An 18098-nucleotide genomic window follows, 5' to 3' on the forward strand; every position below is an offset into this window, starting at 1 on the left:
GTGAAATCCCCGGCCGGCCACTTGCCTGCCTTGCCGACATCCAGCTAACAGACATGCGCCGGCCGTGACTCGGCAGAAAGTCGGACGATCGCATGCTCCTTCCATCAAAATGTCCACCGCGGGGGCCTGAAGCATGACCAGGCGCTATTCGGCGTTCTCGCTGTTCAAGGAGGGCCTGGCCGGCCAGACCGGCTGGGAAAAGGCGTGGCGCTCGCCCGAGCCCAAGAGCTCCTACGACGTCATCATCATCGGCGGCGGCGGCCACGGCCTCGCCACCGCCTACTACCTGGCGAAGAACCACGGCATCACCAATGTCGCGGTTCTGGAAAAAGGCTGGATCGGCGGCGGCAACACCGGCCGCAACACCACGGTGGTGCGCTCCAACTATTACTACCCCGAAAGTGCGGCGATCTACGGGCTGGCGCACAGCCTCTACAAGACGCTTTCGACCGACCTGAACTACAACATCATGTTCTCCGCCCGCGGTATCCTGACGCTCGCCCACAGCGAAGCAGCCATGGAAACCGCGGCGCGCACGGTAAACGCCATCCAGGTCAACGGCATCGACGCGGAACTACTCTCGGCCGAGGAAGTGCGCCGCCTGGTTCCGATCTACAATTTCGCGCCGGACGCCCGTTATCCCGTCCATGGCGGGAGCTGGCAGGGCAGCGCCGGAACCGCGCGCCACGACGCGGTGGCCTGGGGCTACGCCCGGGCCGCGAGCGGTCTCGGCGTCGACATCATCCAGAACTGCGAGATCACCGACTTCATCATCGAGGGCGGGCGCTGCCGCGGGGTTGTGACCTCGCAAGGCACGATCCGCGCCGAGCGCACCGGCATGGCCGTGGCCGGCCATTCCTCCGTGCTGGCAGCCAAGGCCGGCTTCGAGCTGCCGATCAATTCCTATGCCTTGCAGGCATGCGTTTCCGAGCCGGTGAAGCCCATCCTCGACACCGTGGTGATCTCGCCCGACAGCGGCGTTTATGTCAGCCAGTCGGACAAGGGCGAGATGGTGATCGGCGGCGCGCTCGACCGCATTCCCTCCTATGGCCAGCGCGGCAACCTGCCGGTGCTGGAAGGGGTGATTGCGGGCATGCTCGAGATGTTTCCCATCTTCGGCCAGTTGAAGCTGATGCGGCAATGGGCCGGCATCGTCGATGTCGTGCCGGACTCTTCGCCCATCATCGGCGAGTCGCCTCTTCCGGGCCTGTTCCTCAATTGCGGCTGGGGCACCGGCGGCTTCAAGGCGATCCCCGCCGGCGGAACGCTGCTGGCGCACCTGCTGGCCACGGGCGAGCATCACGACATCAGCCGCCCCTTCGATCTCGACCGCTTCGCTCGTGGCCGGCTGATCGACGAGGCCGCAGGCTCCGGCATCGCGCACTAGAGGAACACCATGCAGCTTTTCCCCTGCCCTTTCTGCGGCCCGCGCGACGAAAGCGAATTCCACTATGGCGGCGAGGCCGGCAACGTTCGCCCTGACGGCAAGGATGTGACGGCCGACAACTGGACCGGCTACCTTTACATGCGAGCCAACCCGAAGGGGCCGACGCGCGAAATCTGGGTGCATATGACATGCGGCGAGTTCTTCGCCATGGAACGTGACAGCATGACCCACACGGTGGGCGGATCGCAGGCTCTCAATGCGACGGAGCACGCAGCATGAGCGCCTCGCGTCTTGACCAGGGCGGCAGCGAGATCGACCGCAGCCGACCGCTGAGCTTCAGCTTCGACGGCCGCCGCATCGAGGGCTTTGCCGGCGACACCATCGCCTCGGCGCTGTTGGCCAGTGGCCAGCGCATCGTGGGCCGCAGCTTCAAATACCACCGGCCTCGCGGCATCTGGGGCGCCGGCGTGGAGGAACCCAACGCGCTGGTGGACATCGAAGGGGCCAACGGCCGCATCCCCAACGCGCGCGCCACGACCGAGCCGGCGCTGGACGGCCTGACAGTGAGAAGCGTCAACGCCAACCCGAACGCGCAGTCGGATCGCAATGCGTTTCTGGACCGCTTCGCGCGCTTCATTCCGGCGGCCTTCTACTACAAGACGTTCATGTGGCCCGACTGGCTGCTATTCGAGCCGCGTATTCGCGCAATGGCTGGCCTCGGCGTCGTCGATCCGGAGTGGAAGCCGCTTTCCGCGGCCGATCAGATCAACCACTATTGCGACGTGCTGGTGGTGGGCGCCGGCCCGGCCGGACTGGCGGCCGCAGCAGCAGCCGCTGATGCCGGCCATTCGGTCGTTCTCGTAGATGACCAGGCGCATGCTGGCGGATCTCTGCGCCACCGCGCCGGCGAGATCGACGGCCAGCCCGCCCTGCAATGGGCGCAGGGCATCGTTTCCAGGCTGGAGCGCGACGGCCACAAGGTGCTGCCGCTGACCACCGCCTTTGGCGTCTACGACCACAACCTGGTGGGCCTGAACCAACGCCATGCCGACGGACGGCCCGACACGCTTTGGCGCATAAGGCCGCGCCGCATCGTGCTGGCAACAGGCGCAATCGAACGCCCGGTCCCGTTTGGCAACAACGACCTGCCCGGCATTCTCTCGGCCGATGCAGCCCTTGCCTATCTGCGCCGCCAGGGCGTGCTGGTCGGGCGTCAGGTCGTGGTCGCCACCAACAATGACAGCGCCTATGAGGTGGCCGAAGCCATGGCCGCAAGCGGCGCATCGGCGACGGTGATCGACTGCCGCGACAACTCGGACAAGAGCATTGCCGGTGTGAAGGTCATGGCCGCACGCACGATTTCCACCGCGCGCGGACGCGGCGCTGTCGAGGCCGTCGTGCTGGACGACGGCACAGTTCTGCCGGCCGACTGCGTGCTGGTGTCAGGCGGCTGGACGCCCACGGTGCATCTCTTCTCGCAGGCGAAGGGCAAGCTGGCCTGGAATGAGGAATTGGCGACCTTTGTGCCGGGCAGCGAGGGTACGGGCATCGGCGTTGCCGGCGCGGCGGCCGGAACCGCATCGCTTTCGGAAGCGCTGGCGAGCGGCGGGCCAGCACTGGGCGAGTTCCGCAACCCCGGCGCGGCCGCGCCCCGCAGCACCGGTCCGGAAATGACGCTGGGCGTGGTCGGCCTGTGGCCGAAACCAAAGACAAAGGGCCGCGTCTGGATCGACTACCAGAACGACGTGACAGCCAAAGACGTGGAACTCGCGGCGCGCGAAAACTTCGTCTCGGTCGAGCACCTGAAGCGCTACACGACGCTGGGCATGGCGACCGACCAGGGCAAGACATCGAATCTGAACGGGCTGGCCCTGCTGGCCGACATTACCGGCCGCGCAATCCCCGAGGTCGGAACCACCACTTATCGCCCGCCCTTCACGCCCGTTCCCTTCGCCAGCCTTGCCGGCAGCCGCCGCGGCAGCATGATGGCGCCGGTTCGGCGCCTGCCGCTGGAGAACGTGCATCGCGCCGACGGCGCCGTCTTCCAGGAATATGGCGGCTGGCTGCGGCCTGCCTGCTACGGCGCCGGCGACACTTCGGCCGTCATCCAAGAGGAGGCGCGGCGCGCCCGCCAGTCGGTGGCGCTGTTCGATGGCTCCACGCTCGGCAAGATCGAGGTGGTGGGGCCGCAGGCGGCCGAATTCGTGGATTTCATCTACTACAACACCATGTCGACGCTGAAGCCCGGCCGCTCCCGCTATGGCTTCATGCTGTCGGAGAATGGCGTCGTATTCGACGATGGCATCCTGATGCGGCTGGACGAGCACCGTTTCGTGGTTTCCTGCTCCAGTTCGCATGTCGCCGCCGTACATGCGCGGCTGGAGGAATGGCGGCAGGACCGTTTCGGACGCAAGGCGGTCTATATCCACAACGCCACGTCGAACCTCGCCACGCTCACCGTCTCCGGCCCGAATGCCCGCGGCCTTCTCGAGGCGCTCGACCTTGAGGTCGCGCTTGACGACGAAAGCCTGCCGCACATGGCGGTGGCGCACGGCATCTTCGCCGACGAAGCCGTGCGGATAGCCCGCGTGAGCTTTACCGGCGACCGTAGCTACGAAGTCTCGATCCGGGCCGATCGCGCCGAACTGCTCTGGAGCCGGATGAAAGAGGCCGGCGCCGCCTTCGATGCCGTGACCATCGGCGTCGAGGCGCTGATGATCCTGCGCGCGGAGAAGGGCTATATCGTCATCGGCAAGGATACCGACGGCACGACGCTGCCGCACGATCTCGGCGTCTCCGGCCCGCGTGTGAAGCGCGACACGGAGTTTGTCGGCCGCCGCTCCCTGTTCACCGAGGAGGCAAGCCGGCCGGACCGCAACCAGCTTGTCGGGCTCGTCGTCGCCGAGGGCGAGAAGCCCCTGCCCATCGGCGCGCATGGCATAGAGCGCCGCGGTGAGGGGAAGCGCAGCATCGGCTTCGTGACCTCGTCCTATTTCAGCCCCACGCTCGGCCGCCCCATCGCGCTCGCGCTGATCGAGCGGGGAGCCTCGCGGCACGGCGAGACGATCGAGCTTCAGCACCTTGGCATGATGCGGCGCGCCACCATCACGCCGGCTTGCGCCTTCGACCCAGCGGGAGAGCGTCTCAATGCGTGACCTTGCCGAGAAATGGCCGATCGTTCCGGATTGGAGCACGGCAAGCATCGAGACCGACGGCCTCTCGGTCCGCACGATCATGGGCCTGAACCAGATTCTGGTGAGCGGCGACCTGGAGACATGGGGCCGCGTATCCGGCATGCTGGACGGAAGCGTCGGTGCATTGTCGGTCGCACAGGGCAGCCGCTATGCAGTGCGCATTGCGCGCGACCGCATACTTGCCGTTTCTGAAACGCCGCTGGGCTTTGCGCCGGGCTGGCACGGCAGAGGCTTCGCCGTCAGCGTGATCGACGCCGGAATGCATGTGTTCGAATTGAGCGGCGCCGACGTACCAGAAGTGTTCGCCCGCGGCACGACGCTAGATCCCGAAGGCTCGACGCCAACGGCGTCTCTGCTGTTCGCCGGCGCCAACGCTCTGGTCTATCGCTACGGCAGCGCCGACCGGATGCGCATCCATCTGGACCGCGGGCTGGCGCCCTATCTGTGGCAGTGGCTCGAACAAACCACTTCACACCTGTAGCCACGGCTAGCCAAACGGATCGGCTGGCGATCCGTTTTTGGAGCACCCTCAACTTTGCTCTGATGAACGACCTGGGGAGCTTGCACCTCGCCCGGTCAGTTCAGTTGCTTGAGCATGGCCTCCGCCGTCCTCAGGCTGAGCGCGGCGATGGTCAGCGTCGGATTGGCCGTCGCCGAGGTGGGGAACACGGCCGAGCCGACGATGAACAGGTTCCCATGGTCGTGGCTGCGCAGCTCGGCATCTACGACCGAGGTCTTCGCATCCGTGCCCATGCGGGCGGTGCCGATGATGTGGCCGGCGCCGGCCGCTTCCGGCAGATGCTGCATGCCGGTGGTGCCGAGAGCGGCAAAAATCTCCTCATGCGCCTTTGACGCCGCCGCGAGCCCGGCCTTGACGTACTCGTCCAGCCTGTAGGTGATCTTCGGCAGCGGAACGCCATAGCGGTCGCGTTCGGACGGGTGCAAAGCGATGCGGTTTTCGGGGTCAGGCAGTTGCTCGACCAGCGAAGCCAGGCGGATATGGCGGGACGTCACGTCGCGCAGGGCCGCATCGAGGGCGGCGCCGCGCAGCCCCTGCTTCACAAGCTCGGCCGCCGAGGTTACGGGCGCGCCGGTTGGCCAGGAATGGCCGTCATTGCCGATCTCGATGCGGAACGCGCCGCGCTCTTTGCGGAAGGGTCCGTCGCTGAGGTTCTCGATGCCGGAGGTGGAAAGCGGGCCGCGATAGGGCCAGACCGGCTGGTTCGAGAACGCCCAGCTCAACTGGGTCGGATGGTCCATCAGGTTGCGGCCGACCTGGTCCGAGCCGTTGGCGACGCCGCGCGGCGTCCGATCGGACATCGAGTTCAGGAGCAGGCGCGGGGTTTCCATCGCATGGGCGGCGACGACGAACAGCCTGCCGACCGCCCTGCCCGTGCTGCCGTCGCGGCGAGTGAAGCGGATCGCCTCGATCGCGCCGTCCGGGCCGGTTTCGATGAAGGTCGCGACCGTGGCGGCGTGAAGCTGCGCGCCATGGGACTTCGCCCGCTCGACATGCACCGTCGCGTCATATTTGGCCTGCACGGGGCAGACGGGTATGCAGCTTGCGCTGCCGCAGCAGCCTGGCCTGTCGTCCCGCTCGACCGAATTTCGCGCCTGCGGCGTGGAGCTGACGCGGTATTGCGTGCCTTCCAGCGCCTTCGCGAACGTCTTGTCCAGATAAGTCTGCGGGATGGGCGGCATCGGGAATGCGGCCGAGCGATGGGCGGTCGGGGGCGATCCTGGCTCGCCGGACACGCCAAGCTCGTTCTCGGCCTTCACGTAGAAGGGCTCGAGCTCGTCATAGCCGACCGGCCAGTCGACGCCGCGGCCGTGGTCGCGGGCAAGGGTGAAGTCGCCCGGCGACATGCGGATCGCCGTGCCCAGCCAATGCCAGGTGGTGCCGCCGACTACCTTGACATAGGTGCTGCGGAACTTGTCGGGACCGTCCTGTCGATACCAGTAGTCGGGATCATGGGCGACGGGATGGTCCACGTCGGGACCGAGAGGATAAGCGGATTCCGGCGTCTTGATGAGCGCACCGTGGAACCGGTCGACGGCATCGGCGCGGTCGACCTCGTCGCCCGCCTCGAGGATTGCCACTTTCAGCCCTTCCCGCGCGAGCCTGTCGGCGATCAGCACGCCAGCGACGCCCGACCCGACGATGACGACGTCGGCTTCGATCTCTGCCATTTCTCTATCCTCACGCGCTCGGGGGTTCGGACCAGTAGCCGGTGTCGCCGCCGCACCAGCCCTGCGGCTTGGTGTAGTCGAGCGCGTCCCAGATGCGGGCGTCCGTATAGGTTGCGACCTCCTCGCCCTCTGCCGTGCGGTGCACACCCGAATACCAGTTGGTGATGATTTCCTCCTCCAGCGCCTTGTCGTCCGCGCCGCCGGCGAGCAGCGAGAGCGCCTGCATCCTGCCGGTCTGTTCGAAACCGGCGAGGTATTTTGCGGCGATGGCAGCATCGAGGGAGGACGCATCGGCCTGAAGCAGCCGCGCCGAAAGCTTGACAAAATCGTCTTCGGAGACGCCTTCCGCCGCCATCGACGGCAGTCCGGTCATCAGCGAAAGCGCGCTGGCGCCGCTGAGCGCCAACATCCGGCGCCGCGTCAGGCCGGGTGCGGCGGGATGCCTCATCCTGTCGGTCATGTGGTTCCTCCGTTGCATGTCCGACCGGGGCGACGGCCGACAATTGCGCACACAAATCGCAGAGAAAATGTTTATCCCGACTTAACGGCAGCCCCTCGGCCGGCCGGGTCACTTGCCTGCGGGCATGATTTGGGCTGGAATGGGCCGCTAGAACAATAAACAGCTTCCATGCGACCGGCGAATTGGGGCGTCGTGCATGGCGGCAAGGCATCCCAAGGGCCGGCAGCCGCGACAGTGGCGCGAGGCCCCGGGAAATTGGCAGCCGCGCCGAAATGCGGCTCCTCTGGGGGGGAGGTGTTAGGCGGATGGTGGATATCCTGATTGCCGAGGACGAGCCGGCTATTCTGGAATCTCTCAATTTCATCCTGGGTCGATGCGGCTGGTCGGTCGATTCCGTTCACGACGGAGACGCCGCAATCGAGGCCGTGCGGCGCCTGCGACCCGGGATGCTGCTGCTGGACATCATGCTGCCCAAGAAAAGCGGCCTGGACGTTCTCAAGGCGATAAGGTCCGACGCGTTCCTCAAGCACGTTCCGGTGCTGATCCTGACCGCGCGCGGGCAGCAATATGACCGCCAGATAGCCGCGGAACTGAAGGCGGACGGCTTCGTCACCAAGCCCTATGCCAACAATGACGTGATCCAAGAAGTGCGACGGCTGCTGGGCAGCCCGGCGCAGGGCTGACATGGCGAGCCAGCGCCCGCCGAGGGCGGATGACGACCGCAAGCGCGAGGACACGGCCCTCGCCATACCGCTCTTCGGCGCGGTGCTGCTGCTTCCTCCGTTCCTCAATCTCTTCGCCACGCGAACGCTGCTGTTCGGCGTGCCGATGGAGGTGCTTTACCTCTTTCTCGTCTGGATACTTCTGATCGTCGGCGCAGTGATGACCTCGCGCCTTCTCCCCGCGCGCACCGGCAAAACTCATCCGGGCGACGCCGGAGACGAGATCAGGCCGGGCCTGCCGCCGGAGGACGAGTGATGCTGTCTCCGGATTTCGTCATCCTGACAGCCGTGGCCTATGTCGGCCTGTTGTTCGTGCTTGCCTATGTTTCGGACGCACGGGCAAAGCGGGGCAACGCCGGCTTCCTGCGCTCGCCGTTCGTCTACACGCTCTCCATATCCGTCTACTGCACCAGCTGGACGTTCTATGGCGCGGTGGGCACCGCGGCCCGCAGCGGGCTGGAATTCCTGGCCATCTATATGGGGCCGACCCTCGTTTTCGTCGGCTGGTGGTTCATCCTGCGCAAGCTCATCCGCATCAGCCATTTGCAGCGCATCACCTCGGTGGCTGACCTTCTGTCCTCGCGCTTCGGCAAGTCGAGCCGCCTTGCGGTGCTGGTGACGCTGATCGCGGTGGTCAGCATCACGCCCTATATCGCGCTGCAGCTCAAGGCGATCACCACCTCTATCCAGGCAGTGTCCGTGGCCAAGGGCGGCGGAGACCATCTGGCGGGGCTGGACGATGTCACCCTCGCTCTCGGCGTCGCGGTCGGCATGGCCCTGTTCACCATCCTGTTCGGCACACGCAACGTCGACGCGCGCGAGCAGCATCACGGCGTGGTCGCCGCCATCGCCTTCGAGGCGGCGGTGAAGCTGGTGGCGCTGATCGCCGTCGGCGTCTTCGTGGTGTTCGGCCTCGGCGGCGGCCTGACCGAAGTCTACGCGCGCGCGGTCGAAGCAGGGCTGGACATTCACGAACGCAGCGAGTTCGGCAGCCGCTGGGTTGTGGTGCTCCTGCTTTCGGCAAGTGCCGCGATCTGCCTGCCGCGGCAGTTCCAGATCACCGTGGTGGAAAATTCCAACGAGGAGCATTTGCGCACGGCGGGCTGGGCGTTTCCGGCCTATCTGTTCCTGATGAGCCTGTTCACCATGCCGATCGCGCTCTACGGCCTGGCCACCATGCCCATCGGCTCCAACCCGGACATGTTCGTGCTTACGCTGCCTATGTCCACGGGCCACGACGGGCTGGCGCTCTTCGCCTTCATCGGCGGCTTTTCGAGCGCCACCTCCATGATCATCGTGGCGTCCATCGCGCTGTCGATCATGGTTTCCAACCATGTGGTGCTGCCAATCGCCCTGCGCCGCTCTGGAAATCTGGCCGATTCGGGCGAGCGCGGCATTGCGCGCCTTCTGCTGCGCAGCCGCCGCATTTCCATCGGGGTGATGCTCTTCCTGGGCTTCCTTTATTTCTGGCTGACCGGCGATTCCGATGCGCTCGCGCCGATCGGGCTGATTTCCTTTGCCGGCGTCGCGCAGTTCCTGCCGGCGATGATTGCCGCGCTCTACTGGCGCTCGGCCACGGTGCAGGGCGCGCTGGCCGCAACGCTGATCGGCTTCGCAATCTGGGCGTGGACCGTGTTCCTGCCCAGTTTCGAATCGACCAGCGACACGGTCGCGACGCTGATGGCGGAAGGCCCGTGGGGAATTGGCTTCCTGCGGCCGGAGGCGATGTTCGGCATGAGCGGCCTCGACCCGCTCGTCCACTCGGTGTTCTGGAGCCTGTTCCTCAACGTCACCACGCTGGTCTGCGTGTCGCTGGCAACGAACCAGACCGCGCTGGAACGCATCCAGGCGGCACTGTTCGTGGACGTGTTCAAGCGCAGCCCCGGCGCCCAGCCGCACATCATCAGGGGCTCGGTGACCACTACCGAGCTGTTCTTCGTCGCCGAGCGCGTGCTGGGGTGGAAGCGGGCCAGGGAGCTGTTCGACACTTCCGACGTTCCGCGCGGCGAGGCAGCGGCGCGGCTAGGCGTTTCATCCGAATTCATCGCCAAGCTGGAACGGGAGCTGGCCAGTTCCATCGGCTCAGCCTCGGCGCATATCCTGCTCAGCAAGGTGGTCGCCGGCGACATGATCACGCTGGAGGAGGTGATGCAGATCGCCGACGAAACCCAGCAGGTCATCGAATATTCCCACAAGCTGGAACAGACGTCGCAGGAACTGCGCTCGACCGCGCAGCAATTGCAGGAGGCCAACGCGCTTCTGCACGAGCTTCACCGGCAGAAGGACGACTTCCTTTCGCAGGTGAGCCACGAGGTGCGCACGCCGATGACTTCCATTCGGTCGTTTTCGGAAATTCTGCTCACCGACGCCGAGCTGACCCAGGGGCAGAGAACGCGCTTCGTGACCACGATCCACAACGAAAGCGTGCGCCTGACCAAGCTGCTGGACGAGATTCTCGATCTCAGCGCGCTGGAACATGGCGAGCGTGATTGGGAAGACGTGCCCATCGACGCCGAGCAGGTGCTGGACCGGGCCGTGGCGGTTTGCGAGGCGCTTGCCCGGCAGCGGGCATTGTCGGTGGAATATGGATCAAGGGCGGAGCGCGGCCCGGTTTCCACCGATGCCGACCGGCTGAGCCAGGTGTTCATCAACATCATCGCCAATGCGATTTCGCACAACGACTCGCCCGCACCGCGGGTGCGAATCGAGAGCCGGATCAAGGCTGGCCGCTATGTGGTCGAAATCTCCGACAACGGCTCCGGAATACCCGAAGAGTTTCGCAGGAGCATCTTCGACAAGTTCGTGCGTGCCGGACGGGTGGAGCCCTCCTCCGTCGCCACACGCGGGCTGGGGCTTGGGCTGAACATCAGTCACAAGATCGTGGAAAAGATGAATGGCTCGCTGGAACTTGTCCAAGGGCCGCTTCCCGGTGCGTGCTTCCGTATCACGCTTCCGCTGCGCCGCGAGGCGGTCGCGGTCGCCGAATAGGCCCTCAGGTCGCGGCCATGGCGGCCGTTTCCTGCCGATGCGCGCAATCCTGCCGGGTGCAAAGGCGACAGGAAGGCCCCACCAGCTTCGGCTCGTACGACAGGTCGAGCCCATGGCCATAGACGGTGCGATCGGCATGCAGGATGTCGCACGCCAGCATGACGGAGAAGACCAGCGGCTGTTCCTGATAGGCCGAAACGCGCTTGGTTACCGCCTTGGCCAGAAGCAGGTAACGCCCGCCATTGGTGAATTCGCAGACCTGCCTGACCACGCCCGAGGCCCCGAACGCGTCATAGATCGGCCAAAGCAGGCAGCCATGCCCTGACCCCGGCAGCGTCAGCCCCGGCAGCGGGAAACGCTTTGTCAGGCGCCCTGCCCGATCCGCGCGCAAGAAGCCGAAGGGGACGCCCTCGCCACCCTTGCGCCGAAGCGTCACCAGCCGGTGCGCCGCCTGCTCGAAACTTGCCGTGTAGAGATGACCTAGCAGTTCGATGTCGTAATGCCGCTCCTCGGCATCGCGCAGGAATTCCGCATAGGGCATGACAATGGCGCCGGCCATGTAGGAGGAAAGCGCGCTGCGCATGAGCTGCCGCGCTTCGTCGGAGGTTAGCTCCATCGCGACGGACTGGCGCTCCAGCACATCGCCCGCGGCATGCAGCGCGTAGATGCGGCTCATCTGGAACTGGCGGGTGGCGGCGGTCGTCGAAGCGCGGAACCACAGCACCGCCGCCTCCGGATCGAACCTGTAGTGCTCGGACATTCTCTCGCGTTCAGGCCATTTGCGGCACGAAATGCCGAAGCGGCGCTGCAAGGCTTCGGCAAGGGCCGCCTCGCCGAAGGCACCATGCGCTTCCACTTCCCGCCGCAGGTTTTCGGCGGCATCTTCCAGCGCAGGAAAGTGATTGTTGGCCGTGATGATCGCCTCTTCGACCTCCCGCAGGGGCGATCCGGCTTTTTGTCCAGAGGCGGACTGATCGAAATAGGAGGCGAGATTGCGCACGATTTCGGTCAGGTCGTGCGCCTCGTGACTGATCATGCCGGTAAAACGGATACGGTCTGCCTCGGCAAGGTCCGGCACGCCATCAAGTATCTCCGCACTGGAGCGCATGGCGGCGATGCGGTTGAGAACCTGATGCAGCATCTGCGATAGCAGCGGGTCGGACCGGAGGCGGTTGGCGTAGGCTTCCATGCCGGCGCTGGTTTCCGAATAGGCGCGGTAGAGCCGGGTAAGAGCGGTTCCCGCCTCGGGAAAGCGCGCCACCAGTTCGCGGACTTCGCTTCGCTCGATTTCTATGCCGCGCATGACCGGGTCGGCCAGCAGCTCTTCCAGCCCCTGGATCATGCGTTGCTCGCTGAGGCCGGACAGCTCGTCCATATCCAGGCTCAGCCGTTCGGCAATCCGCATCAGCAGCTTGCCCCCGATCACACGCTTGTTGTTCTCGATCAGGTTGAGATAGCTCGGCGATATTCCGGCCGCGCGCGCGAGGGTCGCCTGCGCCAGGCCGAGCTGCAATCGTTTGCGCCGTATTCTGATGCCAATGGGTGCCCGCATGCGCCCTCCCCCTGAACGCTGTGTAAGACATTTACAAACCTGACTTTACACAAACATCATTGTTTACAAAAAAATCCATAAATATCAATTTGCTATTGCTCTATTTTCCACTTCGTTGACTCTTCAGGCCGAGGAGAACGGCGGCGCACGCCGCATTCAAGGAGGAGTGAAGCATGACGTCGCGTTTCAACAGGAGAAGCGTGCTCAAGGGCGCAGGCGCAGGCCTGGTGACCGCTCTGGGCGCACCTTATGTGTTCAGCAAGGGCGCCTGGGCGCAGGACTTCTGCAACAACCCGGCCAGCGGCAGCGCCATTTTCGGCTTCAACGTGCCGCAGACCGGCTCCTATGCCGAGGAAGGCCTGGAGCAGCTCAAGGGCTATGAATTGGCCGTCAAGCACATCAATGGCGAGGGCGACGGCGGCATGCTCAAGACGCTCAAGCCTATTGCGCTGAAGGGCAATGGCGTGCTCGGCCGCAAGGTCGAATATGTTACCGGCGACACCCAGACCAACACCGACGCCGCCCGCGACGGCGCACGCCGCATGATCGAGCGCGACAAGGCCATCATGGTCACCGGCTCCGTCACCTCCGGCGAGGCGATCGCACAGCAGAGCCTGTGTCAGGAAATGGGCGTGATCTACATGTCCGGCCTGACGCACTCCAACGACACCACCGGCAAGGACAAGCGCCGCTTCGGCTTTCGGCACTTCTTCAACGCCTTCCAGTCGGGCGTCGCCATCGCGCCGTTCCTGGCCAAGGAATACGGCACCGACCGCCGCGCCTATCACCTGACGGCCGACTACACCTGGGGCTGGACGCAGGAAGAATCGATCAAGAACGCCACCGAAGCGCTCGGCTGGGAGACGGTCGCCACTGTGCGCACGCCGCTCGGGCTCGGCGATTATTCGCAATACCTGACGCCGGTGATGAACTCCGGCGCGGACGTGCTGATCCTCAACCACTATGGCCACGACATGGTCAACTCGCTGCCGCAGGCGGTGCAGTTCGGCCTGCGTGACCGCCAGGCCAACGGCAAGAACTTCGAGATCGTCGTGCCGATGTTCTCCGAACTGATGGCCGTGGGCGCGGGCGAGGCCGTGAAGGGCATCATCGGCACCTCCAACTGGCAGTGGTCGCTGGACGACGAAGGTACCAAGGCGTTCACCAAGTCCTATGGCGAGGCCTATGGCGCTCCGCCGTCGCAGTCGGCCCATACCGGCTATGTGCAGGCGATCCTCTATGCCGACGCAGTCGAGCGGGCAGGAACCTTCTATCCGCCGGAAGTCATCAAGGCGCTGGAAGGCTTCGAGTTCGACGGCATGGGCAACGGCCCGACCCTCTACCGCGACACCGACCACCAGTGCTTCAAGGAAGTGCTGGTCGTGCGCGGCAACGAGAACCCGTCGAGCCGCTTCGACGTGCTGAACGTGATCGGCAAGGCCACACGCGAGGACGTCACCTACGATCCGTCGATCTTCGGCGGTGAGCTGGGCCCCTACGAACCCAACCAGTGCTGACATCCTTCCGACCCGGCGCTGCCAATGGCGCCGGGTCGACTGCTTTTTCCAGTCATAACGATCGGGGGTCAAACCCCGTGCGGGGAAAAATATGAACGCGTTCTTCGCGCAACTGCTCAATGGGCTGGACAAGGGTGGCGCCTATGCGCTGATCGCCCTTGGGCTAACCCTGGTTTTCGGGACGCTTGGCGTCGTCAATTTCGCGCATGGCGCGCTTTTCATGCTCGGCTGCTTCTGCGCCGTCACGTTCCGCTTCCTGATCACGATGGAAACCGTGACGCTCGATCCCGAGAAGCTCTCGCCCTGGGGGACGCCGGTGGAAGTGCGCACGCCGCTGGTGCAGAACTGGTTCGGTGACTTCGGGGCGCTTCTGGTCGACTATTCAGTGCCGATCTCGATCCTGCTGGCCGTCCCTGTGATGCTGGTGATCGGCATCGCCATGGAGCGCGGGCTTATCCAGCACTTCTACAAGCGCACCCATGCCGAGCAGATCCTCGTCACCTTCGGCCTGGCCATCGTGCTTCAGGAAATCGTGAAGAGCTTTTTCGGCGCCAACCCCATTCCCCAGCCAATTCCTTCGGATCTGCGCGGCGCGGCCGACATCGGCGCCTGGTTCGGCGCCGACCCGCATGTGTTGACCTATCCGTGGTGGCGGCTCATCTATCTCTTCTTCTCACTGGGGGTGATCGGCGGCGTCTTCGCCTTCCTCCAGTTCACCACCTTCGGCATGGTGGTGCGCGCCGGAATGGCTGACCGCGAAACGGTGGGCCTGATGGGCATCGACATCGACCGGCGCTTCACCATCGTCTTCGGCCTCGCCGCCGTGGTCGCGGGCGTCGCCGGCGTGATGTACACGCCGCTGCTGCCGCCCAACTATCATCTCGGCATGGACTTCCTGGTGCTCAGCTTCGTGGTCGTGGTTGTCGGCGGCATGGGCTCCCTGCCCGGCGCGGTCGCAGCCGGCTTCCTGCTCGGCATCCTGCAATCCTTTGCATCCATGACCGAGGTCAAGTCGCTCATTCCGGGCATCGACCAGGTGATCATCTATCTCGTGGCCGTAGTCATCCTGCTGGTCCGCCCGCGTGGCCTCATTGGCCGGCGCGGTATCATGGAGACCTAACCCCCATGTTCTCGCTTTCCCGCAAGGACTCTGCCTCTCTGGCCATCTTCAGCCTCATCGTCCTCACGATGCCTTTGTGGCTTTCACCGCTCGGCGCGGCCTATCCGGGCCTGATGCAGAAATTCGCGATCTACGCGATCTTCGCCATCGGCTTCAACATACTGTTCGGCCTGACCGGCTATCTCAGCTTCGGCCATGCCGCGTTTCTGGGCGTCGGCTCCTACACCACCGTCTGGTCGTTCAAGCTCCTGACCATGGACATGCTGCCGGCCATGGTTCTGGCGGTGACGGTGGCGGGCCTGTTCGCCCTGCTGATCGGTTATTTCAGCCTGCGCCGCTCGGGAATCTACTTCTCGATCCTGACCCTGGCTTTCGCGCAGATGTGCTACAGCCTGGCCTATTCGGTCCTCACGCCGATCACCAATGGCGAGACCGGCCTTCTGCTGGCGCGCGACGACCCACGCTTCCTCGATGCGCTGTTTGGCGCGCAGGCCGCGGCTTCCGGCTTGCCGACGCCGACCCTGCTCGGAACCACGATCTCCGGCTATCTCGGCTTCTATATCTGCGCGGTGCTGCTGATCGTCTCCTTCTACGTCTCGCAGAAGATCTTCGCCTCGCCCTTCGGCATGGCGCTGCGGGCGATCAAGTCCAACCAGACCCGCATGAACTACACCGGCTTCAACACCAAGCCCTACACGCTTGCCGCCTTTGTCATCTCCGGCATGTTCGCCGGGCTTGCCGGCGCGCTGCTTTCGGTGACCGACCCGCTGGCCGGCGCCGAACGCATGAAGTGGACCGAATCCGGCAATGTGGTGCTGATGACCATCCTGGGCGGTGTGGGAACGCTCTACGGGCCTGTCGTGGGCGCCTGGCTGATCAAATATTTCGAGAACATCTTCTCGGCCATCAACGTCAACATGCTGAAGAACGCGTTCTCCTTCCTGCCGGACGGGCTTTCGGACGCGGTGGTGACCATCCTGTCCAAGTTCGTGGGCGAAGGCTGGCACCTGACGCTGGGCCTGATGTTCGTGCTGATCGTGGTGTTCCTGCCCGGCGGCCTCGTGGAGGGAAGCCAGCGCCTTCGGCGACGGTTTCAGCGCGGCAAGACAGCACCCGACGACGCGCTTCGCACCCAGCCAGCGGAATAGGACGGCGCAGCCATGACCCAGACACCTGCAAACATCGTCCTGCATGCGGCGGACGTCCACAAGCACTTCGGCGGCCTCAAGGCGCTGTCGGATATCGACCTCCAGATCGAGGAGGGCAAGACCCACGCCATCATCGGCCCCAATGGCGCCGGGAAATCGACGCTGCTCAACGTCATCATCGGGCGCATCCCGCCATCCAGCGGCGCCGTCGTCTTCGACGGAACCGTTCTGACCGGGAAGGCCCCGCATGAGATCAACCAGCTCGGCATTTCACGCGTCTTTCAGACGCCGGAAATCTTTGCCGATCTGTCGGTTCTGCACAATGTGATGGCCCCGGCCTTTGCCCGCCGCGACGGCGCCTTCAAGATCAACATGTTCCGCTCGGTGGAAAGCGAGGCCGAAATCCGCGAGCAGGCTGGGGCGCTGCTGCACGACCTCGGCCTCTACGAACGGCGCGACGGACATGCCGGAGCCCTGTCGCGCGGCGACAAGCGGCGACTGGAACTGGCAATGTGCCTGATACAGAAGCCGCGCCTGCTGCTGCTCGACGAGCCGACGGCCGGCATGAGCCGCCACGATACCAACACAACGATCGAGCTTCTGCGCAAGATCAAGATGAGCGGCATGACCAAGGTCATCATCGAGCACGACATGCATGTCGTCTTCTCGCTGGCCGACAAGATTTCGGTGCTTGCGCAAGGGCGCATCATCGCCTCCGGCCTGCCCGGTGAAATCAAGGACGATCCGCGCGTCCAGGAAGCCTATCTGGGAGGAGCCCTCGAATGAACGTCCTGGCGACAAAGCGGGAAGCCATTTCGGCCGCGACGGAGTCCGACCCGAGGAATGCCTTCTTCGCGATCCGCGACATCCATGCCTATTACGGCGAAAGCTATATCGTCCAGGGCGTCACGCTGGACGTTCACAAGGGCGAGATCCTGGCCCTTCTCGGCAGAAACGGCGCCGGAAAGACCTCGACGCTGCGCGCCATCGCCCGGCTCGATCAGCCCGAATTGCGCAGCGGTGAGATCTGGCTGGAAGGCCAGCCGATCCATGCGATGAAATCCTACCAAGCGTCACGGGCCGGCATCCAGCTGGTTCCGGAAGACAGGCGCATCATTCCGGGCATGAGCGTGGAGGAAAACCTGAAGCTGGCGCAGATCGCGCCCGGCCACGGCATGTCCCTCGACGAGATCTACGCGCATTTCCCCCGTCTGGCGGAGCGGCGCACGCAGGAGGGCATCACCCTTTCGGGCGGCGAGCAGCAGATGCTGGCGGTAGCGCGCGCGCTGGCCCGCGACGTGAAGCTGCTGCTTCTGGACGAGCCCTATGAGGGGCTGGCGCCTGTGATCGTCAAGGAAATCGAGAACATCGTCTACGACATCAAGAAGCGCGGCATCACCACGATCATCGTGGAGCAGAACGCGGTCGCCGCCTTGCGGCTCGCGGACCGCGCGGTCATCCTCGACACCGGCGAGCTTGTGTTCTCAGGAAGTGCGAAGGAGTTGCTCGACAGCCCCGAACTGCGCAACGAGTATCTCGCCATCTAAGCGCTCGCCTACCCGCCCCCTTCAGGGGATACGCAGGGGGACGTCTGAGGGCGCCAACCCCTGCCACGACCGAAAGATCGCCTGTAACGAACTCTCTCCGGGCGCGCTTCACCTGAAAGCGCGCTCTCCGCGGGCCATCGCGGATCTGCCGAAGCACTCGGCTTGTCCGCGACTGAATTTTACGCATCCACTTTCGACCGATCGGACCAGGGTCAAGGCCCTGCGCTGTCGCTCCCTTGCGCGGGCCCTGCTTGGCGCCGATGCCTCACAACG

At 64.8% G+C, this 18098-nt stretch carries 15 protein-coding genes; 12 read left to right on the forward strand and 3 right to left on the reverse strand.

Features of this window, described 5'->3' with window-relative positions:
- Window positions 1–133: 133 nt before the first annotated feature.
- The 4 genes from AC3A4H_RS00210 to AC3A4H_RS00225 are packed head-to-tail and all read left to right on the forward strand — an operon-like array spanning window position 134 to window position 5062.
- Window positions 134–1387 carry a sarcosine oxidase subunit beta family protein gene (locus tag AC3A4H_RS00210; RefSeq protein ID WP_487764896.1) on the forward strand — a complete coding sequence of 418 codons (1254 nt, stop codon included), beginning with the start codon at window positions 134–136 and terminating at the stop codon, window positions 1385–1387.
- 9 nt (window positions 1388–1396) lie between these two features.
- Complete coding sequence (locus tag AC3A4H_RS00215; protein WP_487764897.1) at window positions 1397–1666, forward strand: sarcosine oxidase subunit delta; 270 nt, start codon at window positions 1397–1399, stop codon at window positions 1664–1666.
- The gene (locus AC3A4H_RS00220) at window positions 1663–4542 is read left to right on the forward strand and encodes a sarcosine oxidase subunit alpha family protein (RefSeq protein WP_487764898.1); all 2880 of its coding nucleotides are present in this window, start codon (window positions 1663–1665) and stop codon (window positions 4540–4542) included. Before AC3A4H_RS00215 ends, AC3A4H_RS00220 begins: the two co-directional genes overlap by 4 nt.
- Window positions 4535–5062: a sarcosine oxidase subunit gamma family protein gene (locus AC3A4H_RS00225; protein ID WP_487764899.1), complete on the forward strand. Its 528-nt coding sequence runs from the start codon at window positions 4535–4537 to the stop codon at window positions 5060–5062. The genes AC3A4H_RS00220 and AC3A4H_RS00225 overlap by 8 nt, the downstream gene beginning before the upstream one ends.
- A 95-nt stretch (window positions 5063–5157) precedes the next feature.
- Here the strand turns inward: AC3A4H_RS00225 and AC3A4H_RS00230 are convergent, their stop codons facing one another.
- Entirely contained in the window at window positions 5158–6771 is a 1614-nt protein-coding gene (locus AC3A4H_RS00230; protein WP_487764900.1) for a GMC family oxidoreductase, read from the reverse strand.
- A gap of 10 nt (window positions 6772–6781) precedes the next feature.
- Window positions 6782–7231 (reverse strand): sugar dehydrogenase complex small subunit, encoded by a 450-nt coding sequence (locus tag AC3A4H_RS00235; RefSeq protein WP_487764901.1) that lies wholly within the window; start codon window positions 7229–7231, stop codon window positions 6782–6784.
- 305 nt (window positions 7232–7536) lie between these two features.
- On the opposite strand from AC3A4H_RS00235, the gene AC3A4H_RS00240 reads away from it, so the two are divergent.
- From AC3A4H_RS00240 to AC3A4H_RS00250, 3 genes are read left to right on the forward strand one after another with little or no spacing between them, the layout of a single operon-like run.
- The gene (locus AC3A4H_RS00240; RefSeq protein ID WP_487764902.1) at window positions 7537–7914 is read left to right on the forward strand and encodes a response regulator transcription factor; all 378 of its coding nucleotides are present in this window, start codon (window positions 7537–7539) and stop codon (window positions 7912–7914) included.
- 1 nt (window position 7915) lies between these two features.
- A complete protein-coding gene (locus tag AC3A4H_RS00245) occupies window positions 7916–8209 on the forward strand; it encodes a hypothetical protein (RefSeq protein WP_487764903.1) in 294 nt (97 codons plus the stop codon).
- Entirely contained in the window at window positions 8209–10941 is a 2733-nt protein-coding gene (locus AC3A4H_RS00250; protein ID WP_487764904.1) for an ATP-binding protein, read from the forward strand. The genes AC3A4H_RS00245 and AC3A4H_RS00250 overlap by 1 nt, the downstream gene beginning before the upstream one ends.
- A gap of 4 nt (window positions 10942–10945) precedes the next feature.
- On the opposite strand, the gene AC3A4H_RS00255 is transcribed toward AC3A4H_RS00250, so the two are convergent.
- Window positions 10946–12493, reverse strand: coding sequence for a helix-turn-helix domain-containing protein (locus tag AC3A4H_RS00255; protein ID WP_487764905.1), 1548 nt, complete (start codon window positions 12491–12493; stop codon window positions 10946–10948).
- A 173-nt stretch (window positions 12494–12666) separates the two neighbouring features.
- Between AC3A4H_RS00255 and AC3A4H_RS00260 the strand changes: the two genes are divergently transcribed.
- From AC3A4H_RS00260 to AC3A4H_RS00280, 5 genes are all read left to right on the forward strand, one after another.
- Complete coding sequence (locus AC3A4H_RS00260) at window positions 12667–14010, forward strand: substrate-binding protein (RefSeq protein ID WP_348778515.1); 1344 nt, start codon at window positions 12667–12669, stop codon at window positions 14008–14010.
- A 91-nt stretch (window positions 14011–14101) separates the two neighbouring features.
- Window positions 14102–15130, forward strand: a complete 1029-nt coding sequence (locus tag AC3A4H_RS00265; protein ID WP_487764906.1) for a branched-chain amino acid ABC transporter permease — start codon at window positions 14102–14104, stop codon at window positions 15128–15130.
- Between the two features lie 5 nt (window positions 15131–15135).
- A complete protein-coding gene (locus AC3A4H_RS00270; protein ID WP_348778513.1) occupies window positions 15136–16278 on the forward strand; it encodes a branched-chain amino acid ABC transporter permease in 1143 nt (380 codons plus the stop codon).
- Between the two features lie 12 nt (window positions 16279–16290).
- The gene (locus AC3A4H_RS00275) at window positions 16291–17064 is read left to right on the forward strand and encodes an ABC transporter ATP-binding protein (RefSeq protein WP_348778512.1); all 774 of its coding nucleotides are present in this window, start codon (window positions 16291–16293) and stop codon (window positions 17062–17064) included.
- A complete protein-coding gene (locus AC3A4H_RS00280) occupies window positions 17061–17825 on the forward strand; it encodes an ABC transporter ATP-binding protein (RefSeq protein ID WP_487764907.1) in 765 nt (254 codons plus the stop codon). Before AC3A4H_RS00275 ends, AC3A4H_RS00280 begins: the two co-directional genes overlap by 4 nt.
- Window positions 17826–18098: the final 273 nt, after the last annotated feature.

This window comes from Pseudaminobacter sp. Soil_N_29 (assembly GCF_057656055.1).